Raw genomic sequence first — 25,606 nt, forward strand, 5'->3', positions numbered from 1 at the left:
GTGGGGTGGGGGGCCGGGCCTCGACGCGTTTTCCGTTGTCCTTCCGGTGTTTTCGACTGGTCAGCGTTCTTGGCTGGTCGTGTTCTCAGCTGGTCAGCGCCTCACTTGGCGGCGGCCAGGCGCTGCACGGCCTGGTGCGCGATCTGCCGCACCCACGCGTCACCGCCGGGGATCGGCTGGTCCGCCGACGAGCCGCCCGCCAGCACGTCGAAGGTGATCAGCTTGCCCCCGACCCGGATGGCGACCGTGACGCCGCCCCGCTCCCCGGCCCAGTGCTTGATCCAGGCCTGGTCGCCGAGACCGGACAGCGGCTCGGACTTGGCCTTCGTCTGCTGCGTGGACTGGTCGTAGGCGGCGAGGCCGGTCTGCGCGGCCGAGGCGTCGGCGAACGTGTAGACGCCCTCGTTGACCAGGAACTCGCCGTCGCCACTGGAGATCGTGCCGCGGAACATCATCCCGGAGACCGCCGTGGCTCCGATGATCTGGCTCTGGCCCGACTGCCAGGCGTCCTGGGTGTCCGCCCCGAAGGACGGTCCGAGGTCCGCCGGGGCGAACAGGAAGCCGTCCACCGGCTGCGAGACCGGGAGCGGCGCGGACGAGGGCACGGACGAGGGCACGGACCCGGGCGCCGAACCGCCGGTCGGCGGGGAGGTCGGCTGCGTGGTCGCCGGCACCGGCTCCGGAACGTCGGTCCGCGGCGCGTTCCGCACCCGGTCCGCAGCCTTCTTCGACACGGCCGTCAGCCAGTCGGCGGACACCCCCCACACCGCCTCGGCGGACTCGGGCATGAGCTCGTTCACGACGACGACCTGTCCTTCGAGGACGACGGCGCTGACGGCCATGGTCGGACCCCCGTAGTTCCGCTGCGTGAACATCGCGTCCCCGGCGCCGCCGACGTCCTGGAAGGACGACACGGCTCCAGCCCCGTCCCGACACCCGCCGGCCTGCGCGGCCGACCGGACCTCGGAGAAGGCCGCCTTCGCCGAAGCCGCGTCCGGGAACTGGTACAGATGCTCGCTTTCCACGATCCCGTTCTCCTTCGAAGAGGGGTGGGCGAACTCCCGCTGGGCCGTGGAGCCGACGACGGAGACCGGCGCGATCGGCGCGCAGAACAAGCCCCGGAAAGGCCCGGGCGGCCCGACGGTCCCCGCGGTGGTGTAGTCGGGGCCCAGATCAGCGGGCTGCATCAGGGCCTCGCTCACCTTCACGTAGCGGCCGGGCGCGGCCGTGGTGGACCGGCCGGCGGTGACCGCGCCCGGGCCGGGGGCCGACCTCCCGGTGGCCAGCCCCGCGCTCGTCGCGGCGACCGCCGCCGCCACTATCGCGACGCCCGCGGCCGACGTCGCGGCCACCCGCCGGCGCCGCTGGTGGCCGCGCCGGCGCACGGCCGCGCCGGGGCCCGCGTATCCGGCCCAGGCGCGGCCGTCCAGCACGTCGGCCAGGACGCCGCGGAAGTCGTCGTTCATCTCGTCGCCGATGGTGCTGACATCGCCGGTGTCGCCGGCGCCGATGCCGCCGATGCCGCCGACACGGCCGATGTTCGTCTCGCCGATGTTCGTCTCGCCGCCCACACCGTCGTTCCTCATCGCGTCCCTCATCTCAGGCATGCGTCATCTCCCAGCCCTCGGTCCCGGCCGGGTCGGCCAACAGCCCGGCGAGCGCCGCCCGGCCCCGGGCCAGCCGGGCCTTGACCGTGCCCTGCGGTATCTCCAGCGCCTCCGCGACCTCGGCCACCCGCAGCCCGCCGAGGTAGTACAGGACCAGCGCGGCGCGCATGCCCTTGGGCAGCACGGCCAGCGCGTCGCGGACCGCGATCGCGTCCGCGGACGGCGGCGGCAGGTCCGGCGGCACGCCGTGCCGGGCCATGGCGCGCAGGCCCGCGGTGTAGTGCCGCCAGCGCGAGATCGCCAGCCGGTAGGCGGTGGTCTTGACCCAGCCCACCGGGTCGGCGCCGTCCCGGGTCAGCCGGTCCCACCGGGTCCAGGCCCGGGCATAGGCCTCCTGGACGCAGTCCTGGGCCTCCGGCAGGTCGCCGATGACCAGGTACAGCTGGCCGATCAGACGCGGCGCGGTGGCCGCGTAGACCTCGTCGAATTCACTCGGCGACGCCAAGTGCCGCTCCCCTCGGTGCGATCTTCGGGCAGCCACGATGCTCGTGCCCGCCCCCGGTTCCGAGCACTGCACGCGCTCAGCCCCGATCGGGTTGCATGCGGGCATGTTCTACAGTTGCCGGGTCAGGCAGCGGAACGAGCATGGACGGCGGCAGCCTTGAGGATCATCTGCGTGGCGGGGGCCCGCCCCAACTACATGAAGATCAAGCCGGTCATGGACGCCCTGGAGGCGCGCGGGGCCGAGGTGGTGCTGGTGCACACCGGCCAGCACTACGACGAGGCGATGAACGACGTCTTCTTCCGCGACCTCGGGATCCGTCCGCCGGACCGCTACCTGGGCGCCGGATCCGGGAGCCAGGCCGAGCAGACCGCGCGCATCATGCTGGCCTTCGAGCCGGTGGTGGCCGAGCTGGCGCCGGACGCGGTCGTGGTGGTCGGCGACGTCACCTCCACCGTGGCCTGCGGCCTGGTCGCAGCCAAGGCCGGGACGCTCCTGGCGCACGTCGAGGCGGGCCTGCGGAGCCGCGACTGGTCGATGCCCGAGGAGGTCAACCGGGTCGTGGTGGACCGGCTGTCGGACTACCTGCTGGCCCCGTCCCCGGACGCCGTGGACAACCTGCGCGCCGAGGGCTACCGCGAGGACCAGGTGCACCTGGTCGGCAACGTCATGATCGACACCCTGTTCGCCAACCGCGACCGCGCCCTGGCCGCCGGCGCCCTGGAGCAGCTGGCCCTGACCCCCGGCGGCTACGGCCTGGTGACCCTGCACCGCCCGGCGAACGTCGACTCCCCCGAAGCCCTGGCCCCCCTGGTCGGCGCCCTGACGAAGGTCGCCGAGGAACTGCCGCTGATCCTCCCGGCCCACCCCCGCGCCGCCACCGCGCTCCGCGAGCTGGTCACGACCGACCGCATCCGCCTGATCCCCCCGGCCGGCTACCTGGACTTCGTGGCCCTGCAGGCCGGGGCCCGCATCGTGCTCACGGACAGCGGCGGCGTACAGGAGGAGACGACGGCCCTCGGCGTCCCCTGCGTGACACTGCGCGACAACACCGAGCGGCCGATCACGGTCAGCGAGGGCACGAACATCCTGGCCGGGCTCGACCCCACCCGCATCGTCGAGATCGCCCAGCGGGTGCTGGCCGACCCGCCGCCGCCGCGGCGCCCCGCGCTGTGGGACGGGCACGCCGGGGACCGGATCGCCGAGGTGCTGTTGAGCGGCGGGAGCGCCGCTACGCGGCTGCGGCCCACGGATCTGGCGTAACGCGCTTCACAAGAACACAGCAGTCCCCGCCACCCGACCTGTGGCGGGGATTTCGCGTTTGCGGGGGCCGTACCGCACCAGTCAAGGTTCTGCTTCGAAACCGCTTTATTGTTGACTTGTCGCGAATATGCCGCAATCTTTGATATTGCTCGGCAATACACGGGGAAAGAGGCGCCGCCGAGGCGCCAACGGGGGTGAGCACACGTGTCCAGCACGACGTTCGACAATTCCGTCTGCCCTGTCTGTCTGGCCATGGGGGACGAGCACGACCGCTCGGAGCGTCCTGCGGAGCTGTCGCAGCGTGAGCAGGAGGTCTTCGCACTGCTGGCGTCCGGGCCGTCGAACAAGGACCTCGCCGAGGAGCTGCACCTGACGGAGCGGACCGTCAAAGCGCACATCGCCAGCATCCTGCGGAAGCTGGCGATGTCCCGACTCCAGGCGTGCCTGCTGGCACAGGCCTACCGGCACGCCCGGGTCTGCCGATCGGAGGACTGAACCGGACTCAGCTGTAGTAGAACGCCGGCCCGCACGCGTAGTACGCGGACAGGTCGGGAGTGACGAAGCAAGCCTGCAGGCTGTGGACGCCGTCACCGAAGTACTCGGAGGCGCCGGCCGGGAAGATCTTCGAACCGCCGCTGTTGTGGTTGATCTGCAGGATGCCGATCCCGCCGCCGCCGCAGCCGCCGTATCCGGTGGCGTAGGCGTAGTTACTGCTGGTCGCGACCAGGTAGGCGTCCCCGCCGCAGGCGTAGACGTCGCTGCCGGAAAGGTAGCTGCCGGCGAAGGCGTCGGTCGTCCCCATCGCCAGGGCCCCGGCCGCCGCGGCGGCGACGATACCGCCCTTGACCTTCTTGCTGATCCTCATCGTGTCTCCCCTTGAACGAAGTTCGGTGGTCGACTTCCAGGACCATTCCAGCCGAACCGCGCCGGGACGGATATTGTCCTCGGGGACATAAATCAGGGCCCTCATTCGCTCACGAGGACCCCGGATCCGCGCGACGTCAGGCCGCCGACCCGCCGCCGGCGTGGGGCTCCACCACACACAGCCGTCGGCCGTCCCGTTCCGGGGAAATGAGGATCTGGCGTATCGCCTGGTGACACGACGTGTACCGGACGCCGTCCCGGGCAACCCTGGTCGGCCGCGTGACGATCCATTCCCAGCGGCCGTTGTTGCCGATGCCGTGACACCGCTCGTTGCCGTGTTCGTCCAGCTCCATTCCCATAAGCTCGGCGAAAGATGCTGTGACTAGACGGCCGCCGCGCCGTCGCTCAGCCGCTACGGCTTGCCGGTCAAAGCCGCTACCCCTTGCCGGTCACCTCGCGGTACAGCCCGAGCATCGTCTCGGCCTGCCCCTCCCACGAGTACTGGCGCAGCGTCTCCTCGCTGTAAGCCTTCGTGTACGCGGCCGGGTCCTTGAGCACCTTGCGCGCCGCCTCGACGAACGACGGCACGTCGCCGGCGGTGTAGACCTCGCCGTTGCCGAGCTCGCGGGTCAGTTGCGAGGTGGCCTTGACGTCGCTGGCGACCACCGGGAGCCCGGCGCTGATGTAGGACCAGAACTTGGTGGTGATGGTGAGCTCGTGCAGCGGGATGTGGAGCAGGGTGTCGATGCCGACGGTGGCCGAGCGCAGGTACGCGGTCAGCTCCTCGCTGGGGACGTAGTCCAGGAGGTGGAAGCGGTCTGCGACGTCCAGCTCCCGCGCCCGCGCCAGCAGTTCGGCGACGTAGCCGTCGCGGCGGCCGACCAGCAGGGCGGCGTGCACGCCTTCGAGCTCCGGCAGGGCCTCGACCACGGTCTGCAGGCCGCGGACCTTGGTGACGCTGCCCGGGTGCACCAGGAGCGGGACGTCGGCGGCCAGGCCGAGGGCGCCGCGGACGCCGGGCACGTCGTCGCCGGAGGCGGCCAGGTCGGCCAGTGCCGGCATGTTCTTGACCAGCACCGGGGCCTTGCGGCCGGGGAACTTCGCGATGCCGTGGAACTCGACCATGGCCTCGGCGTAGCCCTCGATCGGGCTCATCACCGCGTCGGCCAGCGGCAGGTACTTGGCCTCCTGGGCGGCCATGGCCGGGGCCCAGGTCGGGTTGTCGCGGGTGTCGCCGGCGAAGAACTCGTGGGCGTCGTATATGACCTTCACCGTGCGGCCCCTGGCCTTGGCCCGGGCCGCCGCACGTACCGCGACGCCGAGCATCTCGGCGTCGTTGGCGTGTATCAGGTCCGGCTCCAGCTCGTCGGCGGCGCGGCCGAAGGAGTCCTCGAAGTCGACCAGGCGCGGCTGGGCGTTCCACACCGCGCCCTCGCCGCCGCGGCGGACCCGCAGCTTCTCCAGCGAGGTGCTCGGCGAGTCCTGCACGATGTTGTAGTTGTGGTCCAAGGCCTGCTTGCGGGCCGAGATCCAGTAGCCGGCGGCCTTCACGCCCAGCGACTTGGCCGCCAGCACCGCTCCGTCGACCAGCTTGGCCGCCGGGTTCAGGCCGTCGGCGGACCGGCGGGACAGCAGCTCGCGCTCGACCGCCAGGTTGGACTGGCGGATGCGCTGGCGCTGGTGCTTGACCTTGCCGAGCTCGACCGTGGAGTAGGCGATCAGACCGCTGACACCGCTGCGGCGCGGGTGGTAGGTGCGGTACTTCGTGGCCGCCATGCTCTCGGCCGGGCGCAGGATCGTCACCTCGCCGAACTGGGACTCCTCACGCTTGCCGCTGCGCGAGCGTCCGACCAGGTAGGTGTCCCAGCCGGCCTCCGCCGCGGAGCGGGCCTCCTTCTGGACGCGGGAGTCCCCGTCTATGAAGTTCCCGACCAGCATGACAACGCGTGGGCGCACATCAACGCGGCGCTGGTCGGGAGTGGTCACTGTTCCTCCGGGGGCAGGTGTGGACTGGCTCGGATTCTAGCAACGGTAAATATGACCTTCACCCCGACGGGGATATGGCGGGATGCGGCCGGGACACGTCCTCAGCCGCGCAGCCACGGCTCCAGCGCCGCGGCGGACTTGCGGCCGTCGTGGTACTCGCGGACGAACGCCCGGCCGGTCGCGGCCACGGCGCGCGCCTTGTCTCGGTCGGCGAGCACGCCCTCGATGACCTCGGCCAGGGAGTCCGGGTCGGCCTGGAGCGTCGGGATCTCGGCCGGGACCCGGTCCCGCACCCGCTGGTCGATGTTGGCGATGCTCACCCGGCCGGCGGCCATCGCCTGGCAGGTCATCACCCCGTAGTTGCCGATCACGAAGTGGTCCAGCACGATGTCCGCGTCCTGCACCACGCCGACCAGCTCGGCCTGCGGGATGTGCTCCAGCCGCCGGTACTCGATCAGGCCGCGGGACTCCAGGTCGCGCAGCGTCGGCTCGATCAGGTCCGAGCCCTTCATGAACGGCCGCGACGGCGCGTGCACGACCACCGGCACCTCGCGCTCCAGCGGCGTGCGCGTCCCCTCGGTCCACTGCTCCAGGTCCACGACCACCGGCAGCCAGGTGGCGCGCGGGACGTCGTCGATCAGGTCCGGGGTGGAGACGAAGACCGGGCCGTCGAACTCCTCGACCCACTTGGCCATCTCGGCGGTCTTGCCCCGCAGCACCTCGGTGAGCTTCTGGTCCTCCTCGCTGACCGGTGCGCGGAACGGCGAGAACTTGTAGAGCTCGATGTGCCGGTCGGGCGAACGGATGTCGGAGCCGTGGAACAGCAGCGCGGTCCGGATCCCGGCGCGCCGCAGCTCGGGCAGGTCGTCGGCGAGCTGGCCGCCGTTGAGCCGGCCCAGGACCGCCAGGCCGCTCTCGGACAGGACGTGCGTGACGGTGTCCAGGGTGTCGGCGACCCGGCCCAGGCCCCACACCGGGTCGACCCAGTCCTTGTCCTCGGCCTTGATGTCGGAGCCGTAGGCGAAGGCGTAGCTCTTCTTCTGGAGGTTGCGGGACGGGATCCCGGCGTGCTCCCGCACGGCGACGGCCCAGGCGTGGCCCATGCCGGCGTTGTTGTTGGAGCCGATGAGCAGCGAGGTCTGCGGGCTCTTGGCGGCCGGCTGCGCCTGGCCCGGCGCCACGGCGGCGCGGCCGAGCTTGGCCACCGCCTTCTCGGCGGTCTTGTCGCAGGCCACGACGACGTCGGGGGCGAAGGCGTCGAGATACCGGCCGATCTCGCCGGCGACGTCGGCGGCGGACCAGGTCGCGGCCGGGTTGCCCAGGGCCTTGCCGCGGGCGTTGCGCGTGGTCAGGACGGCCTTGCGGCCGAGCTTGCCGAGGGCGCCGGGCGCGGAGTCGAAGGAGGTGCCGACCCGGACCTCGACGACGTGCACCCCGCCGCGCGACGGATCGGGCTTCCGCTTCCCGAACGCCGGCGTGAGGAACAGGACGCTGTACCCGGCGGCGAGGAGCCGGTCGGCCTCGGCGCGCGCGGCCGTGGCGGCGGCCGCCGGGGCCGCGGAGACGACGGCGGCGCGGCTGCGCGCGGCGGCGGGCTGGTCCTGCTCAGACATGGCTCGGCGGCTTTCTGGTGGGGCGGGCTGGGGCGCCGCGCCGTGGTACGGGTCGCACGAAGCAGCGCCGCCACGTTAGCCGATTCGGGTGAGGCGGGTGGGGTCGACGGCCGGTCCGCGGCGGCCGGATGGGCGAGTGCACGCCGGGGCTTGGCTCGCCGCAGTCGGCCAGCTCGCTGCCGGCTGCCCGCCGCGCAGGAGCCAACAGCCCTGCACCAAGCCGTTCGCACGCCGCCGCCGCGCACCAGCGCGCCGCTAGCCGCGGGCGACGCTCCCCGCCACCTCGGCGGGGTCCGGGCGTGAGGTCGGCACCCGGCCGCCGCCCTCGCCGTCCCCGTCCTCCTCGTCCTCGCCGCTGTCGCCTCCCGCGCCTCCCGCGCCGCCCGACACCGGCCGCAGCCCGCTCACCCGTTCGTACACCTCCAGCAGCGCCGGCACCTGCCGCTCCCAGCTGTGCGCCGCCAGCATCTCGTCCGTGTAAACCGCCGCGTACCGCTCCCGCTCCGCCGCGACCTTGCGCACCGCCGCCGCCAGGCCGTCGACGTCGTCGACCTCAAACACCTCGCCGTTGCGCAGCCGGCGGGTCAGCTCCCCGGCCGCCTTCACGTCGCTGACCACCACCGGGAGGCGGGCGCCGATGTAGGACCAGTACTTGGTCGTGATCGTCAGTTCCTGCGTGGGGATGCGGCGCAGCGTGTCGACGCCCGCCGTCGCCGAGGCGATGAAGTCGGTGAGCTCCTCGACCGGCACGTAGTCCAGGACGTGGAACCGCTCCGCCACGCCGAGGCGGGCCGCCAGCTCGGCCAGCTCCGCGACGTGCCCGGCCCGCGAGCCGACGAGCAGGGCCAGGTGCGCCTCCGGCAGCTGCGGCAGTGCGCGCACGGCGGTGTCCAGGCCGCGGATCGGCGTCACCGAGCCCGGATACACCAGCAGCGTCGCCTCCGGCCCCAGTCCCAGCCGCCCGCGCAGGCCCGGGCCCCGGCCGCCGGGCACGCTGAACGTCGCGGCCTCCGGCATGTTCCGCACCACCGTCGGCCGGACCGCGAGGCCGTGGTGCTCGACCAGCTTGTCGGCGAAGTTGTCGACGGCGGTCACCACCGCGTCGGCCATCGGGATGTACTTCGCCTCCTGGGCCGTTATCACCGGCGCCCAGGTGACGTCCTCCGGCCGGATGTCGCCGGCGGTGTACTCGTGCGAGTCGTAGACCACCGCGACCCGTCGCCCGGCGCCCCGCGCCCGCACCGCCGCCCGCACCGCGACACCGAGCATCTCGGCGTCGTTGGCGTGCAGCACGTCCGGCATCAGCTCGTCGGCCATCCGCCCGAACGAGTCCTCGAAGTCCGCCAGCCGGGGCTGCGCCGCCCACGCCGCCGCCTCACTGCCCCGCCGCACCAACAGCCGCTCCAGCATGCTGCTCGGCCCGCCTCCGGCCGCCGCCGCGTAGTTGCGGTCGAAGGCCTGCTTGCGCACCGCGATCCAGCGCCCCCGCAGCCGCACGCTCAGGACCCGAACACGCAACACCAAACGCGCCCCCAGCACCTCGAGCGCACCGGCCCCGTCCGCGACCCGCCGCGCCAGCAACTCCCGATCCGCGCCCAGATCCCGCTGCCGCAACCGCTGCCGCTGATGCCGCGTCCGGCTGAGCTCCGCCGAGCGATACGCGACCAGGCCCCGAACGCCCCGCCGATGCGGATGCGAGGCGCGATACCGCGTGGCGGTCATGGTCTCGGCGGCGCGCACGACGGTCGCACCGCCCAGCGCGTACTCCTCCCGCCGCCCGCTCGGCGACCGCCCGACCAGATACGTGTCCCAGCCTGCGGCAGCGGCGTACCGCGCCTCCTTCTGGACGCGCGAGTCGCCGTCCACGAAGTTGCCGACCAGCATGACGACGCGGGGTTTGTGGTCGCTGGGAGTCATCGTGCCATTGCATCATGGTGACGCGGGAAGGTTCGGGGACCGGCGCGCGGGTTGCTCAGGGCTTGCCAGGGAAGATGGTGATTACTCGTTCGAGCGGAGCTCATGGGCCGAACGGGTGAATTAGAGGAAAAGAAAGGGGCTGATCCCCGATGGGTTCACCGGATGATGGCAGGCGAACCGAAGGAGGTTTCGACTTGAACTCCATCTTGTACACCTCCGATCCATTCACCACCAAAGAGTTCTTCGCCCTCGATGTGGACGAGAAGCTCAAGGTGGAGCTCTTCGGAGGTGCACTGGCCGTGAGTCCTTCACCAAAGCATTGGCACGGGCTTGTCTCGCTCAAGCTCCGTGATGCCTTGACCACAGCGCTGGGCGAGTCATTTATTGTCTACCTCGACCTCGACGTCATCGTGGATGAGGAGAACGTCCCCCGCCCAGACGCCTTCGTCGTACGCTCCGAGCCGTACGACCCCGATCGCGTCACGGAAGCCGCCGACGTACTGCTGGCCGTCGAAATCATGTCGCCGGGCTCACAGGTGAACGACCGCCGTATCAAACCCTCGCTCTACCGCGACGCCGGCATCCCGTCATGGCGCATCGAGCGCAGCGGAAAGCACCTCGTGCTCTTCGAAATCCCGCTCAGTGGCGAAGAAGTAACTCACCTCGACCAGGTCACCCTCAAAGTCGCGGGTATCGATGTCCCGATCGACCTCGAAGCCATCGCCCGCTACGCCCTCGGCGGATAGCCCTACTTCAGCTTCTTCCGCAGCCCGCGATAAGCCCGGTCCGCCTTCCGCACCGCCAGATGCAGCCCCGGCCGCTCCTCCAGCCGGTCCCGCCGCGTCAGCCCGGGCAGCGGCTCGCCGTTCGGGCCCAGCTGCGCGCGCAGGCGCTCGATCTCGGCCTCCAGCTCCCGCACCCGCTTCTTGCCGGTCGACTCCGGCCACTCCGGGTACGCACTGACCACACGCCCCCGCTCACGCGTGTACGCGGCCAGTAGCTGCGCCGCCACCACCTTGCTGTCGTGGCGCTGCGTCACCCAGGTCAGGCCCTCGGCGCGCAGCCGCGTGCGCTCCGCCGGGTCGCCGGCCAGTTTGCGGACCACCTCGGCCAGCGTGGCGCCGGTGGCCTCGACGATCGGCACCTCCGACACCGGCGCGCCGGGCATCGTCTCGCGGGCTCGGACGCGCTCGTGGATGTGCGCGATCGCGATCGCGCCGCTGGCCATCGCCTCGCAGGAGACCACGCCGTGGTCGCCGATGGTCAGCGAGTCGACCACCAGGTCCGCCTTGGCGAACTCCGCCTTCACCTGGTCGCGGGTCAGGCCGGACAGCGGGCGGTAGACGATCACGCCCTCGTCGTGCAGCGGCCGCAGGGCGGCGTCGACCAGGTCGGAGCCCTTCGTGGCGCGGCGGGAGGGCATGTGCACCACGACCGGGACGGCCGGTTCGGAGCCGCGCGCGGTGTGCCAGGCCGCGACGTCCAGGGCCAGCGGCACCAGCTCGGCGTCCGGGACGTAGTCCGGCAGGCCCGCGGTGGAGACGAACATCGCGTCACAGAAGCGGCGCGCCACCGAAACGCGGGCCAAGATGGCGTCCTCGTCGACGACGGCGCCGGCCAGATAGGAGTCCGCCTCCCGCTCGGCGTGCACCGACGGCAGCCGCACGTCCGAGCCGTGCCAGTGCATGTAGACCCGCTTGCCGAGCGAGCGCAGGAGCGGCAGGTCCCACAGCTCGGGCAGCACCGGCTCCCTGGCGTCCAGCAGCCCGCGGCCGTACTGCAGGTGGAACACGTCGAACCCGTGCACCGCCTCGTCCAGCGCCTGCCACCGGTACATCGGATCGGCCAGCAGCCGGTCCTGGTCCCACTCGCGGTCCGGCCGCAGGCCGAACGCCGGCTCGCCGAACGACCACACCTGCGCGTCCACGCCTTGCGCGCGCAGCGCCTTGGCCCACTCGGACGGCTGGCCGGCGATGTCCCTGGGGGCGTACAGGACGCGGAGCTTCGACACGGACCGACCCTACTGCTCCGGCCCGGGCCGGAACCACTCCGGAACCACTCCGGAACGACTCGTCAGTCGCCGCGCGGGGTCAGGCGCCCGTAGATCCCCTTCAGCACCTCGGAATCGGCCTCCCAGCTCAAGGCCGGGGCGGCCGCGCGCACGTTGACCGCGTAGGTCGCGTAGTTGTCCGCGACCTCCTGCAGCGCGGCGGCCAGCGAGGCCGCGTCGCCCGGCGTGTACAGCGCGCCGAGCTTGTGCTCCTCGACCACGCGCCGCAGTTCCTGCACGTCGGTGCCGACCACCGGGACCCCGGCGCGCACCGCGTGGAACAGCTTGTTCGGCATGGCCAGCCGGTGGTTCAGCCACTTGTCGGAGTGGGTGACAAGCGAGATGCCCAGCTCCCGCAGCAGCGCGTCCACCTCGTCCACCGGACGCGCGCCGACCACCTCGGCGGCCTTGGAGTCGTAAGAGCCCAGATACGTGTCGTCGGCCGGGCCGGCGATGACGATCCGCAGCGGCTTCACCAGCTCCGACGCCCCGGCGATGGCCTCCAGCTCGCGGAACGGCGCGATGCGGCCCGCGTATACGGCTCCTGACACCGACTTCGGCGGGTCCACCGGACCGCCGGCGGGCATCGGGAAGGTGTTCCGGACGACCTCGACGTGCCGCCAGCCGTACGCCTCGTGCAGCGCGTCGGCCACGCCCTGCCCGACGGTGATCACGGTCGCCGCCCGCGCGCCCCACGCCTGTTCCTGCCTGGCTTCCCGGCGCTTCTGCAGCGGCGTCGGCCGGCCGACGCGCGGTCGGCCCTGCCACAGCTCGTGCGTGTCGTAGACGAGCGGCACGCGGTGCTCCTGCGCCAGCTCCACGCCGAGCGGCAGGGTGTTGAAATCGTGCGCGTGCACGACGTCGAACTCCTGCCCGGCGGCCAGCTGCCGGGCGTTGGCCCGCCACCCGGCGAACGCCGAGTTCCGGTGCTGCGGCAGCAGCAGCCAGCGCGCGGCCCGCAGGTGCGGCGGCAGCTTGCGGCGCGCGCCCAGCGATTCGGCGCCCTCCTTGCGGAACGCCGACCCGGCGCCGACGCTGGCCACCGTGACGCCCTCCGGCGGCTCGTAGCCGGTCGAGACGTCCTTGCCGATCACGTGGACCGCGTGGCCGGCGCCGGCCAGCGCCGCGGCCTCGCGCATCACCCGGGTGTCGGTGGCGACGTTGGAGATGACGAGCATCAGGATGCGCATGCGCGGCTACTTCTTAGGGGTCTTGGAGGATTTGCCGGTGGCCTTGGCCAGCCGCGCGGGGGAGGTGAGGAAGCCGTAGCCCCAGGAGCCGTGCATGGTGGCCAGCACCAGCGGCAGCCGGGCCCGGACGCCCGCGGGCAGGCCGCGGGACTCGTAGAGCGCGCCGGCGGTCAGCGCGCCGAAGTAGCCGGCGGGGATCACGAAGCCGAGCGCGGCGATCCCGGGACCGCCGGTGACGCCGGCCAGCCCGACGACCGTGCCGGCGGCGACGGCCAGCAGCGCGCCGGGCGGCGCGAGGTAGCGCAGGCTGGCGGTGCCGGCGTGGGTGCGCATCACGACGCGGCGCCAGCGGCCGTACTCCTTGTACTGCTTCGCCAGCGCCTTCAGGTTCGGGCGCGGCCGGTAGGTCACCGACAGGCTCGGGTCGAACCAGATCAGCCGGCCGGACTCGCGGATCCGGTGGTTCAGCTCCCAGTCCTGGGCCCGGGTGAAGTGCTCGTCGTAGCCGCCGAGCTCGTCGAGCACGTCGCGCCGGAAGACCCCGAGGTAGACGGTGTCCGACGGGCCGCTCTGGCCGCCGGTGTGGTTGGGGGCGTTGCCGACGCCCAGCTTGCTGGTCATGGCGCGGGCCACGGCCTGCTCGAAAACGGTGACGCCCTCGGCGCGCATGACGCCGCCGACGTTGGCCGCACCGGTCTCTTCGAGGAGCCGCACCGCGGTCTGGACATAGCCGGGGACGAGCTCGCCGTGGCCGTCGACGCGGACCACGATGCCGTGCTTGACCTCGGCCAGGGCCGCGTTCAACGCGGCCGGGGTACGGCCGGTGGGGTTCGGCACGCTGCGCACCCGGGGGTCGGCGGCCGACAGTTCGTCGGCGACCTCCTGGGTGCGGTCTGTACTGGGGCCGATCGCCAGGATCAGCTCCATCTCGCCGGGGTAGCCCTGGGCCAGGACTCCGTTGACGGCGAACGCGAGGTGGCGCTCCTCGTTGAGGACCGGCATGATCACCGATACCGGGGGCCAGGCGGTCCTGGTCTCCTCAACGGATCCCGCGGTGGGTGCGGAGGGTTCTGAGACGTTCATCGTCGGTCAGATTACCGGCCTACTCTGAACCCTCGGGGCAGATGCACGGACTGCGACCATCCGGTGACCAAACAGATCTTCAGTCGACGGCATGTCCGGCCGCCCGCAACGCCGCGACCGCCCGCTCGGTGTCGGATTCGGGCACCAGCACCAAATCGGCGTGGAACGTGGAGGCGACGAACACCGGCACCGCTGCCGCCGCCAGCGGCTCCAGCAGCGCGGCGAGCATGCCCGGCAGGTTCAGGCCGTGCGCCGTGTCGCCGCCGTAGAGGGCGCGCCACAGCTCGGCGTCCGCGCTCTCGTGCTCGACGACCTCGCGGACCACGGTCAGCCCTTCGGGGGCGCGGACCTGCGCGATCCAGCCGCTCGGCGGCGCGACGGCGGCCGGCAGGTGCTCGACCGCGAAGCGTCCGGGCACCAGGCGCAGGCGCTGGGCCCGCTGGCCGGCGGCGCTCACCGGGCGGCCTCGGGGCTACTCGCCGGGCCGCTCGCCGGGCCGCTCGCCGCGGCCAGCGCGGCCTCCTCGGCGGCCCGTCCCGCCTGGTCCCGCCCGGCCTGGTCCCGCGCGGCCTGGATGGCGCGGCGACGCGCCAGCCGGTGGCTGCGCCGGATCTCGGCCTCGCCGTGCCGGCGCCGGTCCAGATCGGTCTCCAGCACCAGCGGCGGCACCGAGCGCGGCTGGCCCTTGTCGTCGACGGCGACGAACACCAGGTAGGCGCTGGCCACGTGGCGCGGCGCGGTGCCGGCCTCGTTCCAGGGCTCGGCCATCACCCGGACGCCGACCTCCATCGAGGTGGCGCCGACCCAGTTCACCTGCGCGTAGGCGTGGACCAGGTCGCCGACCCGGACCGGGTTCAGGAACTGCATCTCGTCCATGGCGGCGGTGACCGCCGGTCCGCCGGAGTGCCGCCCGGCCACGGCCCCGGCGACGTCGTCGACGAACTTCATGACCACGCCGCCGTGCACGGTGCCCAGAAGGTTCACCTCGGTGGGCCCCATGATGTGGGACAGCATGGTCCGCGAGGCGGCGGTGGTGCGGGGCGCGGGCCCGGGGGTGCTGCGCGAGGCGTCATCGGTCACCCCTTCAGCGTAGATCGTCCCGGGACGTGCCTCGATCCGGGCATCGGTCCCGAAGTGCGACCGGACGATAGCGCCGGTGAGACCCGGGTAAGGGGGCTATCCACGCCGCGCTCCCAGGGACAAAATCGCAGGGAGCGGATACTAGACAGGGGGCGTCCGGCATGACACACAACATCTCCGCGAGACGCGGGGCGAAGATAGCGGTTTTCCCGGCACTGGTGCTCTTGATCCTCGTCGCCGCCTTCGACAACCAGTGGACCCGCCACTGGCGCGACGGCAGGTCGGCCGAGGGCGGCAACGCGATGCACAGCTGGATCGCCGGTCCCGTCAGAGGGCTGAGCGCGCTGGCGTGGCGGGCGACCAAGGAGGCCGGCGAGCCGGCCCGCGTCTTCTTCGGCATGATGGCCGAGCCGGTGATCACCGTGGTCCTGACGTTCCTGCTGCTGATGGTGGTCTGCCGCGGCGTGGCCGCCCGGCGCGGACGCTGGACCCTGTTCCTCGGCTCCTGGTTCGTCACCGGCCTGGCCGCGGCCGTCGCGCTGATCGCCGGTTCGGCCATCGCCGGCACCGGCATCGCCAACGGCGTCACCGACGGCACCGGGAACACGCAGTTCGGGCGCGGGGACACCTACTACACGCTGATCGCGATGGGCCTGGCGTTCGGGCTGTTCGCGGGCTGGCTGGTCGGGTTCGTGGCGGTGCTGGTCTACGGGTCGACGGAGCTCTCGGAGCCGATGAGCACGACCCAGGAGTACGAGGCGCCCTCGTACGCCGACTACACGTCGTCGGCGATGTCCTCGGCGGCGCCGTCGTTCGGAGCGAGCTCGAGTGAGGACTACTCGTTCACGCCGACGTCGCCGTACTCCTCGGGTCCCCCGGTGCCCACCAGCGGGAGCGGGGGCTACGGCGGCTATGAGTCGGAGCCGACGAGCACCACGACGGAGCTCACGCCGCCGCACGAGAGCGACCCGTACGGCGGCGCGCGGCCCTACTGAGCGCTCTCTAAGTGCTCTGAGCGCGCTGACTGCTCAGTCCTCGGCCGGGCCGTAGACGACGTGCAGGGTGCCGGACTTGAAGACGTCGCACTTGATCAGCCGCAGCTTGATCGGCTCCTCCAGGTCCTCCGGCCACACCCGGAGGCCCTGGCCGAGGGCGATCGGGTGGATGAACAGGTGCAGCTCGTCCAGCAGTCCGGCACCGAGCAGCTGCCGCACCACCGAGACCGATCCGGACACCGCGACCGGGCCGCCCTCGCCGGCCTTGAGCTCGCGGACGAAGTCCAGCAGGTCGCCCTCCAGCTGCTCGGAATTGCGCCAGGTGAGCTCCAGCTTCTCGTGCGAGACGACGATCTTGCGCGCGTCGCCGAGAATCCTCGCGAACTCCAGGTCCTGACCGGCCTCCTCGCGGGCCGGCCACGCGGCGGCGAAGCCGTCGTAGGTCGTGCGGCCGAACAGCAAGGTGTCGGTGAGCTGCTCCGTCACCGCGGCGCCGAGCTCGTCGCTGAAGTACGGGAAGTGCCAGTTCTGGGGCTCGGCCACGACGCCGTCGGCGGCGGAGAAGAAGCCCGCGGTGATGGTGCGCATGATCTGACTCCTGTGAGGTCCTCGGTGCCTTCGACGGGCTCCGTGTCGGTCGCTTCACAGGGTCAGACGGAGGCGCGGCGCCGAACTCATCGCCGCCCGGCGCGGATTTTCCGCCACGTTTTCGCCGCGACGATGAATCGCGGCGCCGGAGCGGGTCTGTCATGGCGTGGGACGCATCGAGCGGTACGACGTGTCGTCGATCGAGCAGCCGACCAGGGCGGACCTGGAACGGCTGGCCCGGCGGCGGCTCGAGGCCCGGCGCCGGGGCTGCCGGCTGGTGCTCGTCGGGGTCGGCGAGCGGCTGCGGCTGCTGTTGGCGCTGACCGGGTTGGAGGAGGTGTTCGTGATCGGCGGCGCGGCTCCGCCGGAGGAAGGAGCGGAGCTGGAGCCTGACCGCTGAGACTGAGCCCGACAGGCGGGCTCAGGCCGGCGTGCCGTCGGCCCGGAGCCGCGCGGGCATGCCGAACAGCGGGAACAGCCGGTCGGTGTCCAGGTAGCTGCCGATGCCGGCCAGCCGTCCGTCCCGGATCTCCAGGATCATGATCGCCCACGGCGTGAACCCGTCGCCGTCCTCGGCCGGACGGTACTGCGCGAACGCCGGGGACCCGTTGGCCTCGACGGCGAACAGCCGCGAGCCGCGGCAGCCGCCGCCGGCGCCGTTCCACCAGGCGCGCAGTTCGTCGACGCCCCGGAGCCACAGCTGGTAGGGCGGCATGTTGAGCGAGACGTCGGCGCGCAGGAGCTCGGTCAGGCCGTCGATGTCGAAGGACTCGAAGGCCTTGACGTACTTGCCCAGGAACTCGCGCTGCTCCTCGTCCAGCGGCTTGGCCGTGTCCCCGCCGGCGGCGCCGTCCTCGGCCAGCGTGGCGCGCGCCCGCTGCAGCGCGCTGTTCACCGAGGCCACCGACGAGTCCAGCAGTTCGGCGGTCTCCGCCGCCGACCACGCCAGCACCTCGCGCAGGATCAGCACGGCCCGCTGCCGGGGCGCGAGCTTCTGCAGCGCGGCGACGAACGCCAGCCGGATGCTCTCCCGCCCCACGGCCACCTCGGCGGGGTCCCCAGCGAGCACCCGCTCGTCCGGGATCGGCCCGACCCAGATGTTCTCCTCCAGCTGCGCCAGGTTCGGCGCGGTCGCCGACCCCGGCGAGCACAGGTCCATCGGCCGCGCCCGGCGCTGCGCCGCCGGCGCCATGTCCAGGCACACGTTCGTCGCGATCCGGTACAGCCAGGTCCGCAGCTGCGACCGCCCCTGGAAGCCGTCGAACTTGGACCAGGCGCGCAGCAGCGTCTCCTGCACCGCGTCCTCCGCCTCGAAGGCGGAGCCCAGCATGCGGTAGCAGTAGGCGGTCAGCTCGCGGCGAAAGGGTTCGAGCTGGTCGGCGACGGCGTCGCGGTCGATGGTCGTGGACACGCTTTTCACCCTAACCCGGGGTTCTGACAGCCGGGGCGGTCCTCGACGAATCCGGGACGGCGAAACGCGCTGATCACGGGCCCGGCAGCGGATGGCCACGGGCCCGAGGGCGCCGCGCTCACGCCTTGTCGAGCAGCCCCGCGTCCCGTCCCACCAGGGCCGCCTGCACCCGGTTCGCGACGCCGAGCTTCGCCATCACCCGCGACACGTGCGCCTTCACCGTCGCCTCGCTCAGATACAGGTTCTTGCCGATCTGCGCGTTCGACAGCCCGCGCGCCACCTCGGCGAGCACGTCGCGCTCCCGCGGCGTCAGCTCCGCCAGCAGCTTCACGGCCTGCTCGGCGCGGTCCGCGACGCGCAGCCCGGTGTAGTGGTCCAGCAGCCGCTTGGTCACCGGCGGCGACAGCATCGCGTCGCCGCGCGCCACCACGCGCATCGCCGAGATCAGGTCTCGCGGCGGGGTGTCCTTGAGCAGGAAGCCGGTGGCACCCAGGCGCAGCGCCTCGAAGATGTACGCGTCCAGGTCGAAGGTGGTGAGCATGACCACCGGCGGCGGGTCCGGGGTGGCCTGCACGCGGCGCAGCGCCTCCAGGCCGTCCACCCGGGGCATGCGGACGTCCATCAGGACCACGTCCGGGCGGTGCGCCGCGAGGGCGTCGACGACCAGCGAGCCGTCCTCGGCCTCGGCGACCACCCGCAGGTCCTCGGCGGACTCCAGGATGGTGCGCAGGCCGGCGCGGACCAGGCTCTCGTCGTCGACGAGCAGGATGCGGATCATGCGGCGGGCTCCGGGGAGGGGATCAGGCGAGGGGCGTCCGGGTCGGCGGTGCGGCCGGCGCGGTCCCTCTCATCATCGGTGACGCAGGCCGTTCCGGCAGTCGGCCCCGTGCCGCGCTCGCGGCTCGCCGGGGACACGATGACACCGTAGTCCGCCTCGTCCTTCGCGTCGGCCTGCGGCCACGGCAGCCAGGCCAGCACCAGGAAGCCGCCGCGCAGCGTCGGGCCGGCCTCGAACGAGCCGCCGGCGACCTCCACGCGCTCGCGCAGCCCGGCCAGGCCCGAGCCGGCACCGGGCAGCGAGGTGCCCACGACCCGCGGCGCCTGGTTCTCCACCCGCACCTCTAGGCCGATGTCGGGCGCGCCGGAGAGCCGGACCGTGGTGGCGGCCGAGGCGGCGTGCTTGTGGATGTTGGTCAGCGCCTCCTGGACCACCCGGTACGCGGCGCGGCCCACCGCCTCGGGCACCGGGGCGTCCAGGCTCAGGCTGCTGTTCGGGACCAGCCGCACCGACACCCCGGCCGCGGCCGAGCGCTCGACCAGCTCGGCGATGTCCGCGAACCGCGGCTGCGGGGCCAGCGGGGCCGAGGTGTCACCGCTGGCCAGCACGCCGAGCACGTCGCGCAGGTCCTCCAGCGCCGAGCGCGCGGTCTCCCGGATCAGGCCGGCGGTCTGGCGGGCGGCGGCGGGCTCGGGGCGCTCGGTGATCTCCAGGCCGCCGGCGTGCAGCGCGATCAGCGAGATCCGGTGCGCCAGGACGTCGTGCATCTCGCGGGCGATCCGGGTCCGCTCGGCCAGCCGGGCGGCCTCGGCCCGGACCTCCTGCTCGGCCTCGGCCCGCTCGGCGCGCTCCTGCAGGCCGACCAGCCGATCGTGGCGTGCGCCGAAGTAGGCGCCGAACAGCACCAGGACCAGCACCCACAGCACGTTCACCAGCACGTCGGTGAAGGTCAGGTCGCCGTGGTTCTCGATCGCGGTCTGGGCCAGGAAGGCGGCGCCGCCGAGCGCGGTCAGGCCCCACATCACCCGGTCGCGGCGCTTCACCGCCAGCGCGAACAGCATCATCGCCAGCGGGACCGACACCTGGCCGATCACGGCCAGCGGCATGGTCAGCACGACGACGCGCTCGGTGCGCGAGCGCCGCCACCACAGCGCGACGGTCCCGATCAGCGCCATGGAGCCCTGCAGCGCGGCCATCGGGAGGTCGTGCTTGTCCACGCCGTCCGTGTACAGGTCCGTCAGGCCCTCCAGCAGGGCCAGCGCCATGACCGCGATGTCGCGGGCGCGCGGGAGCCAGGCCGGGGATTTCACCCCTTCAGCGTAGGTCGGGTGCGGAACGGCGCACGTCCGACTTTCGTAGGGGAACGATGGGGAACTAAGGCATCATGACCGCGGACTCGGCCGGCCGGCCCACCGGCGCGTATCTCGGCGCCACCGCCGCGGAGCTGGGGCACACCACCCCGCAGGAGACGGCGCAGGCCGGGTCGGCCAGCGCGCGCAGTTCCGGCGGCGCGGCGTGATCATTCTCACCCCGCGCGAGCTGGTGCTTTCCGGCTGGTCCGGGCAGTGCCGGGAGGAGGCCCTGCGGCTGCGCCGCGAGGACATCGTGAGCGTGGACGCGCGGTACACCGAGCTCTATGGGAGGTTCGTCGGCGGGATCCTCAACGCCGGAAAGCCTTTGATCCTCAGCACCCGCACGGAGGGAGTGATCTACCTGTTGATCGACTGGAAAGAGTTCACCGAGACGACGCGCGACCGACAGTGGGCGGCGGATATAAAAGCCTGGCTGGCTTCCGATCCGCTGGACACCGCTGCGAAGGGCACCGCCGATGGCGACTGAGGAAGGCGCGGCGGTCTCGATCGACGACATCGCCTACGACGCGCTGCTGGAGTGGATCGCCGACGAGGTCGCGCCGTTCGTCGGCCAGGGCCGCGTCGCCGACTACATCCCGGCGCTGGCCCAGGTCCCGCCGGACCGGTTCGGGATGGCCCTGGCCACGGTCGACGGGCACCTGTACGGCGTGGGCGACTTCCGCGAGCGCTTCTCGCTGCAGAGCATCTCGAAGGTGTTCACGCTGGCGCTGGTAATGGCCGGCGACGCCGGGGCGCTGCGCGGCCGGGTCGGGGTGGAGCCCTCCGGCAACGCGTTCAACTCGCTGATCCAGCTGGAACTGGAACGCGGGATCCCGCGCAATCCGTTCATCAACGCCGGGGCCCTGGTCGTCACCGACATCCTGCAGACCCAGACCGGCGACGCGGCCGGCGCGGTCCTGGACTTCCTGCGCACCGAATCCGACGACCACACCGTCACGATCGACGGCGTGGTCGCGGCCTCCGAGGCCGAGCACGGCGATCTGAACCTGGCACTGGCGCACTACATGGCCTCGTACGGGAACATCGAGAACCCGGTCGGTCTCACCGCCGAGCACTACTTCCGGCACTGCTCGATCTCGATGAACTGCGCCGAGACCGCCATGGCCGCGCTGTTCCTGGCCCGGCACGGCGTGCGCGCCGACGGCACCCGGCTGCTGCCGGTGCTCGGCGCCAAGCGGGTCAATGCCCTGATGATGACATGCGGCGCGTACGACGCCGCGGGCGACTTCGCGTTCCGCGTCGGGCTGCCCGGCAAGAGCGGGGTCGGCGGCGGGATCGTCGCGGTGGTGCCGGGGCGGGCCGCGCTGTGCGTGTGGTCGCCGGCGCTGGACCCGCACGGGAACTCGGTGGCCGGGGTGGAGGCTTTGGACCGGTTCAGTGCGGCCACCGGGTGGTCGGTGTTCTAGGCGTTACCCCGACGACAGCGGCGCCACCGGATCCGCAAGGACCCGGCGACGCCGCTCCGCTGAAGAGAACGCGGCCCGGGCTAGCCGAACCGCCCGTTCACGTAGTCCGAGGTCCGCTCGTCCCGCGGGTCCTCGAACAGCTGCCGCGTCGGCCCCGCCTCCACGATCCGCCCCGGCGTGTCGTGCGTGGCCAGGAAGAACGCGCAGTTCTGCGACACCCGCGCGGCCTGCTGCATGTTGTGCGTGACGATCACGATCGTCAGCCGCCCGCGCAGGTCGGCGATGGTCTCCTCGACCCGGCGCGTGGACGTCGGGTCCAGCGCGGAGCAGGGCTCGTCCATCAGCAGCACGTCCGGCTCCACGGCCAGCGAGCGCGCGATGCACAGCCGCTGCTGCTGGCCGCCGGACAGCGCGCCGCCGGGCGAGCGCAGCCGGTTGCGCACCTCGGTCCAGAGCCCGGCCTGCGTCAGGCTGGTCTCCACCAGCTGGTCGCGCCGCGCCTTGCCGGCCTTGATGCCGGCCAGCTTCAGGCCGCTGACCACGTTGTCGTAGATGGACATCGCCGGGAACGGGTTCGGGCGCTGGAACACCATGCCGACCCGGGCCCGGACGTCGGCCGGACGGCGCCCCGGCGCGTAGATGTCGTCGCCGGCCAGCAGCACCTGCCCGGCCAGCTGCGCCGACTTCACCATCTCGTGCATGCGGTTCAGGATCCGCAGGTACGTCGACTTCCCGCAGCCGGACGGCCCGATCAGCGCCGTCACCTCGCCGGGCTCCATGGCCAGCGACACCCGCTCCAGCACCTTGTGGTCGCCGAACCAGGCGGACAGGTCGCGGGTCTCCAGGCCGACCAGCCGGCCCGGGCGGCCGGCGCCCGGGTCCCGGCCCGCGCCGGGGTCGTCCGGACCGCCCGGGACGGCCGGCAGCTGCTCGGTCGGAGCGTCCGCGGTCGAGGCCGTCGCCACGCCGCCGTACTCGTCTATCTCGGTCATCGTGGTCCCAGATTCAGTAGAGGTTCGGCAGCAGGACGGTGGCGTTCTCGTACACGCACCACAGCAGCGCGGCCAGCACCGGCGCCATGGACAGGTACGCGGCCCGCCGGTTCCACACCACCGCGAGCGCCACCGTGGCCACCACCGCCAGGGCCAGCGCCAGCGCCCACAGCTGCAGGGCCGGCCAGGCGTCGGTGTCGGAGGCCAGCGGCTTGTCCAGGTCGGTGCGGGCCCCGGTCTGCCCGGAGCCGGCGTCGGCCGGGCCGTCCAGCCGCGCGCCGACGTAGACGGCGTGCGTCGGGATCCACGTCGAGTCCCCGGTGGCCAGCACCAGCCGGTTGGGGAAGGTGTCGGCGACCGGCTTGCTCCCCTGCCCGAACGCGTTGACGGTGTAGGTGTAGGTGCCCTCGCCGGTGGTGACGGTGATCTTGTCGCCGATCTCCAGCTTCGGCAGCCCCGCGAACGGCGCGCCGAACGTCCCGCGCCGACCCATCAGCACACTGACACCGGGCTGCCCGGGCAGCACCGTGTACCGCACGTGCCCCGGCCCGCGCGCCAGATCCGCGCCGGTGGTGCCCTCGACGACGACCGTCTGGTGCAGCCCGAGCCGGGGGATGTCCAGGATCATCAGCGGTGCGCCGTCGGGCGCCGGCCCGGTCGGTGCAGTGGCCTGGGCGAGCTCGCCGGCGAGCGCCCGGTACAGGTTGGCCTGGCTGTGCTGCTCCTGGAGCCCGCTCAGGCCGAACGCGTAGACGCCCCAACCGAGCAGCAGCACCGCCGCCAGGCTCGCGGCGGTGGAGGCCATCCGGACGGCGCGCAGACCCCGGCCCTCGCGCAGCCCGGCGCGCAGCGCGGCGAGCGACGGCCGCGGCACGGCCGGCTCCGCAGCGGGCCGCGGCTCGGCGGCGGCGGCGCCGACCTCCGGAACGGTCTCGGTCTCGGACTCAGACTCGACCTTCGGGACCGCCGGCGCGATCGGCTCCTCCGCGGCCGGGTCCACGGCGGGTTCCGCGGTGGGCGCGGTCATCTGCCGCGCCCCTTCTCCTCGCCGCCGGACTGGGACACCCCGGTCATGAACGCCGCGTCCCGCTCCGCTGCCGCGAGCTTGCGGCGCCGCACCAGCATGCTGCCGAACACCGGCGGCACGATCACCACGGCCAGCAGTTCCAGCGAGGTGAGGCCGGCCATCAGCTTCGGATCACGGTGCTGGGGCACGTCGGCGACCACCGACGCGGCCCCGCCGACGGACCCTCCGCTGTCACCGCCGGTGCTTCCCGAGCTGTCGGTGGGCAGCCCGGTCAGCGGGTCGACCCCGCCTGCCGTGCCGCCGCCGGTGCCGCCGGCGGTCCCGCCGGTGGTGGTGCCGCCGGTGGTGGTGCCGCCGGTAGTGCCACCCGTCGTCCCGCCGGTGGTCCCGCCGCTCGACCCGGACGAACCACCGCTGGACCCGCCGGACGTCCCACCGCTCGTGCCGCCGGTGGTCCCGCTCTTCTTACCGCCCGACCCGCCGGTGGTACCGCCGGTCGACCCGCCCGAGGTGCCGCCGCCGGTGCCGCCGCCGACCGTGCAGTTCAGCGGCGCGCCGGCCTTGTCGCACGGGCTCGGCTGCGGGGCGTCGACCAGCACGGTCAGCTGACCGGCGGAGTTGAACGTGGGGTTCTGGCAGTTGGCCAGGGTGTTGGGATCCACACCCGTCGCCTGTCCGGGGACGTGCGACAGCTGCAGCATCCCGCCGCGCACCAGGTTCCGCGGGATCGGCGAGTACCCCAGCCGGTCGGCTTCGGCCTGGCCGGCGCACAGGATGTAGGCGGCGTACTTGGACAGCGCGGCGCCGTGGTCGGTGCTGGCGCGGGGCAGTGCGGGCAGCGTCCCGGTGTCCCTGGGCACGATGATGTAGCTGTAGCTGGAGATCGGGTAGGACCGCGGGTCGGTCATCGTGTAGACGCCGTCGAGGTTCTGCTGCAGGTAGTTCGGGTCGCTCGGCGACGTGGTGTCGTCCACGCCGCGGATCTTGGCCGCGGTCAGCGCGATCGCCACGTTCGACGCCGTCGGGATCGTGTAGTACCCGGCCGGGTTCAGCACCTTGACGACCGGCCAGTTGTTCAGCTTGGCGTACGCGTACTCGTCGTAGCCGATCGCGCCCTCGCCGGTCGGGGACATGATGAAGTTGGCCACCACGTCCGAGCCGTTCTCGCTGTGCATGTTGCTGGTCGGGGGCGTCGGGAAGAACTCCGTGTAGTCGCCGCACGGGACGCCGTTGATCGAGGTGCAGTAGGCGTCCCACTGGGCCTTGTGCGTGTGCTCCATGTACCGGGTCCACTGCGCGGTCGCACCGGAGCCGTCGGAACGCACCACCGGGGTGATCGGCTCGTGCGGCAGGTTGCCCGGGTACTCGGCCTTGATCCGCGGGTCGTCCCACATCGTGATCTGGTTGGTGAAGATGTCGACCAGCACGTCCGGGGACAGCCGCAGGTTCGTGACCTGCTTGCCGCCGATGTGCAGGTTGTACATGAAGGTGGTGCCGCCGGCGGTCACCGGCACGTAGGAGTAGCGCCACGTCGGGTTCTCGACGGTGCCCTGGCCGTTCGAGTGCTGCGACTGGCTCAGGCCGGCGTCGTCCACGCTGCGGAAGGGCACGTCGGTGGCGGTGAAGTCGTCCAGGCCGTTCGTCCAGTCGGTGCGGCCGGCGGCCGAGCCGTTGGGGGCGTAGTTGATGTTGATGCCCAGCGGCAGCACGTCTCGGCGCCACTGGTCCAGCGCGGGCCCGCTCCAAGAGGAGCCGGAGCCGCTCAGCGCGGTGTCGGCGTGCGCCGGGGTGGCGGCCGGCAGCCCGGCGGTGGCGGCCAGCGCCGCGACGCCGACGGCGGCCGCGAACAGAAGCGGATTTCGAAATCTCAAGGCACGTACT

General features: G+C 72.4%; 27 protein-coding genes. 8 read left to right on the top strand and 19 right to left on the bottom strand.

Translation table 11 applies throughout. The annotated features are described in order from the left end of the window. Nucleotides 1–101: 101 nt before the first annotated feature. Together ABH920_RS03670 and ABH920_RS03675 are read right to left on the bottom strand one after the other, a co-directional pair. Nucleotides 102–1,607, bottom strand: coding sequence for a hypothetical protein (locus tag ABH920_RS03670; protein ID WP_370346778.1), 1,506 nt, complete (start codon nucleotides 1,605–1,607; stop codon nucleotides 102–104). After that, the gene (locus ABH920_RS03675) at nucleotides 1,600–2,112 is read right to left on the bottom strand and encodes a SigE family RNA polymerase sigma factor (protein WP_370346780.1); all 513 of its coding nucleotides are present in this window, start codon (nucleotides 2,110–2,112) and stop codon (nucleotides 1,600–1,602) included. The genes ABH920_RS03670 and ABH920_RS03675 overlap by 8 nt, the downstream gene beginning before the upstream one ends. A gap of 114 nt (nucleotides 2,113–2,226) precedes the next feature. Here ABH920_RS03675 and wecB point away from each other — a divergent pair, with 114 nt between their 5' ends. Both wecB and ABH920_RS03685 read left to right on the top strand, forming a co-directional pair. Next, nucleotides 2,227–3,372, top strand: a complete 1,146-nt coding sequence (gene wecB, locus ABH920_RS03680; protein WP_370346782.1) for a non-hydrolyzing UDP-N-acetylglucosamine 2-epimerase — start codon at nucleotides 2,227–2,229, stop codon at nucleotides 3,370–3,372. A 204-nt stretch (nucleotides 3,373–3,576) separates the two neighbouring features. Further along, nucleotides 3,577–3,867 (top strand): LuxR C-terminal-related transcriptional regulator, encoded by a 291-nt coding sequence (locus ABH920_RS03685; RefSeq protein ID WP_370346784.1) that lies wholly within the window; start codon nucleotides 3,577–3,579, stop codon nucleotides 3,865–3,867. Nucleotides 3,868–3,874: 7 nt separating this feature from the next. Here the strand turns inward: ABH920_RS03685 and ABH920_RS03690 are convergent, their stop codons facing one another. The 5 genes from ABH920_RS03690 to ABH920_RS03710 form a co-directional block, all read right to left on the bottom strand. Continuing rightward, entirely contained in the window at nucleotides 3,875–4,237 is a 363-nt protein-coding gene (locus ABH920_RS03690; protein WP_370346786.1) for a hypothetical protein, read from the bottom strand. 136 nt (nucleotides 4,238–4,373) lie between these two features. Then, nucleotides 4,374–4,589, bottom strand: a complete 216-nt coding sequence (locus ABH920_RS03695) for a hypothetical protein (protein ID WP_370346788.1) — start codon at nucleotides 4,587–4,589, stop codon at nucleotides 4,374–4,376. An 82-nt stretch (nucleotides 4,590–4,671) separates the two neighbouring features. Beyond that, on the bottom strand, nucleotides 4,672–6,222 hold the full coding sequence (locus tag ABH920_RS03700; RefSeq protein WP_370346790.1) for a glycosyltransferase family 4 protein: 1,551 nt from the start codon (nucleotides 6,220–6,222) through the stop codon (nucleotides 4,672–4,674). A 101-nt stretch (nucleotides 6,223–6,323) separates the two neighbouring features. Continuing rightward, entirely contained in the window at nucleotides 6,324–7,835 is a 1,512-nt protein-coding gene (locus ABH920_RS03705) for a glycosyltransferase (protein WP_370346792.1), read from the bottom strand. 255 nt (nucleotides 7,836–8,090) lie between these two features. Continuing rightward, complete coding sequence (locus ABH920_RS03710) at nucleotides 8,091–9,752, bottom strand: glycosyltransferase family 4 protein (RefSeq protein ID WP_370346795.1); 1,662 nt, start codon at nucleotides 9,750–9,752, stop codon at nucleotides 8,091–8,093. Between the two features lie 194 nt (nucleotides 9,753–9,946). On the opposite strand from ABH920_RS03710, the gene ABH920_RS03715 reads away from it, so the two are divergent. Then, nucleotides 9,947–10,498, top strand: coding sequence for a Uma2 family endonuclease (locus ABH920_RS03715; protein WP_370346797.1), 552 nt, complete (start codon nucleotides 9,947–9,949; stop codon nucleotides 10,496–10,498). A 2-nt stretch (nucleotides 10,499–10,500) separates the two neighbouring features. Here the strand turns inward: ABH920_RS03715 and ABH920_RS03720 are convergent, their stop codons facing one another. The 5 genes from ABH920_RS03720 to ABH920_RS03740 all read right to left on the bottom strand — a co-directional run bounded on the left by ABH920_RS03720 (nucleotide 10,501) and on the right by ABH920_RS03740 (nucleotide 15,155). Next, nucleotides 10,501–11,763, bottom strand: coding sequence for a glycosyltransferase (locus ABH920_RS03720; RefSeq protein ID WP_370346799.1), 1,263 nt, complete (start codon nucleotides 11,761–11,763; stop codon nucleotides 10,501–10,503). Nucleotides 11,764–11,825: 62 nt separating this feature from the next. Further along, on the bottom strand, nucleotides 11,826–12,992 hold the full coding sequence (locus tag ABH920_RS03725; RefSeq protein ID WP_370346801.1) for a glycosyltransferase family 4 protein: 1,167 nt from the start codon (nucleotides 12,990–12,992) through the stop codon (nucleotides 11,826–11,828). Between the two features lie 6 nt (nucleotides 12,993–12,998). Beyond that, the gene (locus tag ABH920_RS03730; protein ID WP_370346803.1) at nucleotides 12,999–14,075 is read right to left on the bottom strand and encodes a glycosyltransferase family 2 protein; all 1,077 of its coding nucleotides are present in this window, start codon (nucleotides 14,073–14,075) and stop codon (nucleotides 12,999–13,001) included. 79 nt (nucleotides 14,076–14,154) lie between these two features. Next, complete coding sequence (locus ABH920_RS03735; protein WP_370346805.1) at nucleotides 14,155–14,532, bottom strand: ACT domain-containing protein; 378 nt, start codon at nucleotides 14,530–14,532, stop codon at nucleotides 14,155–14,157. Next, the gene (locus ABH920_RS03740) at nucleotides 14,529–15,155 is read right to left on the bottom strand and encodes an acyl-CoA thioesterase (RefSeq protein WP_370346807.1); all 627 of its coding nucleotides are present in this window, start codon (nucleotides 15,153–15,155) and stop codon (nucleotides 14,529–14,531) included. Before ABH920_RS03740 ends, ABH920_RS03735 begins: the two co-directional genes overlap by 4 nt. 161 nt (nucleotides 15,156–15,316) lie before the next feature. Between ABH920_RS03740 and ABH920_RS03745 the strand changes: the two genes are divergently transcribed. Continuing rightward, nucleotides 15,317–16,150, top strand: a complete 834-nt coding sequence (locus ABH920_RS03745) for a hypothetical protein (RefSeq protein ID WP_370346809.1) — start codon at nucleotides 15,317–15,319, stop codon at nucleotides 16,148–16,150. A gap of 33 nt (nucleotides 16,151–16,183) precedes the next feature. Here the strand turns inward: ABH920_RS03745 and ABH920_RS03750 are convergent, their stop codons facing one another. Next, a complete protein-coding gene (locus ABH920_RS03750) occupies nucleotides 16,184–16,738 on the bottom strand; it encodes a dihydrofolate reductase family protein (RefSeq protein WP_370346811.1) in 555 nt (184 codons plus the stop codon). A gap of 166 nt (nucleotides 16,739–16,904) precedes the next feature. On the opposite strand from ABH920_RS03750, the gene ABH920_RS03755 reads away from it, so the two are divergent. Continuing rightward, on the top strand, nucleotides 16,905–17,138 hold the full coding sequence (locus ABH920_RS03755; protein ID WP_370346813.1) for a hypothetical protein: 234 nt from the start codon (nucleotides 16,905–16,907) through the stop codon (nucleotides 17,136–17,138). A gap of 21 nt (nucleotides 17,139–17,159) precedes the next feature. Here the strand turns inward: ABH920_RS03755 and ABH920_RS03760 are convergent, their stop codons facing one another. From ABH920_RS03760 to ABH920_RS03770, 3 genes are all read right to left on the bottom strand, one after another. Continuing rightward, nucleotides 17,160–18,149, bottom strand: coding sequence for a sigma-70 family RNA polymerase sigma factor (locus ABH920_RS03760; protein WP_370346815.1), 990 nt, complete (start codon nucleotides 18,147–18,149; stop codon nucleotides 17,160–17,162). A gap of 118 nt (nucleotides 18,150–18,267) precedes the next feature. Beyond that, on the bottom strand, nucleotides 18,268–18,927 hold the full coding sequence (locus ABH920_RS03765) for a response regulator (protein ID WP_370346817.1): 660 nt from the start codon (nucleotides 18,925–18,927) through the stop codon (nucleotides 18,268–18,270). Next, a complete protein-coding gene (locus ABH920_RS03770; protein ID WP_370346819.1) occupies nucleotides 18,924–20,237 on the bottom strand; it encodes a sensor histidine kinase in 1,314 nt (437 codons plus the stop codon). Before ABH920_RS03770 ends, ABH920_RS03765 begins: the two co-directional genes overlap by 4 nt. A gap of 74 nt (nucleotides 20,238–20,311) precedes the next feature. Here ABH920_RS03770 and ABH920_RS03775 point away from each other — a divergent pair, with 74 nt between their 5' ends. From ABH920_RS03775 to ABH920_RS03785, 3 genes are read left to right on the top strand one after another with little or no spacing between them, the layout of a single operon-like run. Next, nucleotides 20,312–20,446 (top strand): hypothetical protein, encoded by a 135-nt coding sequence (locus ABH920_RS03775; RefSeq protein WP_370346821.1) that lies wholly within the window; start codon nucleotides 20,312–20,314, stop codon nucleotides 20,444–20,446. Continuing rightward, nucleotides 20,443–20,766: a hypothetical protein gene (locus tag ABH920_RS03780; protein ID WP_370346823.1), complete on the top strand. Its 324-nt coding sequence runs from the start codon at nucleotides 20,443–20,445 to the stop codon at nucleotides 20,764–20,766. The genes ABH920_RS03775 and ABH920_RS03780 overlap by 4 nt, the downstream gene beginning before the upstream one ends. Next, a complete protein-coding gene (locus ABH920_RS03785) occupies nucleotides 20,756–21,706 on the top strand; it encodes a glutaminase (protein ID WP_370346825.1) in 951 nt (316 codons plus the stop codon). Before ABH920_RS03780 ends, ABH920_RS03785 begins: the two co-directional genes overlap by 11 nt. An 80-nt stretch (nucleotides 21,707–21,786) precedes the next feature. On the opposite strand, the gene ABH920_RS03790 is transcribed toward ABH920_RS03785, so the two are convergent. Genes ABH920_RS03790 through ABH920_RS03800 form a run of 3 tightly spaced genes read right to left on the bottom strand, consistent with a single transcriptional unit; the run spans nucleotide 21,787 to nucleotide 25,596 of the window. Continuing rightward, nucleotides 21,787–22,698 carry a phosphate ABC transporter ATP-binding protein gene (locus ABH920_RS03790; protein WP_370346827.1) on the bottom strand — a complete coding sequence of 304 codons (912 nt, stop codon included), beginning with the start codon at nucleotides 22,696–22,698 and terminating at the stop codon, nucleotides 21,787–21,789. A gap of 13 nt (nucleotides 22,699–22,711) precedes the next feature. Beyond that, nucleotides 22,712–23,725, bottom strand: coding sequence for a sortase domain-bontaining protein (locus ABH920_RS03795; RefSeq protein ID WP_370346829.1), 1,014 nt, complete (start codon nucleotides 23,723–23,725; stop codon nucleotides 22,712–22,714). Beyond that, the gene (locus tag ABH920_RS03800) at nucleotides 23,722–25,596 is read right to left on the bottom strand and encodes a substrate-binding domain-containing protein (RefSeq protein ID WP_370346831.1); all 1,875 of its coding nucleotides are present in this window, start codon (nucleotides 25,594–25,596) and stop codon (nucleotides 23,722–23,724) included. The genes ABH920_RS03795 and ABH920_RS03800 overlap by 4 nt, the downstream gene beginning before the upstream one ends. Nucleotides 25,597–25,606: the final 10 nt, after the last annotated feature.

The sequence above is a fragment of the Catenulispora sp. EB89 genome (genome assembly GCF_041261445.1).
Classification (GTDB): domain Bacteria; phylum Actinomycetota; class Actinomycetes; order Streptomycetales; family Catenulisporaceae; genus Catenulispora.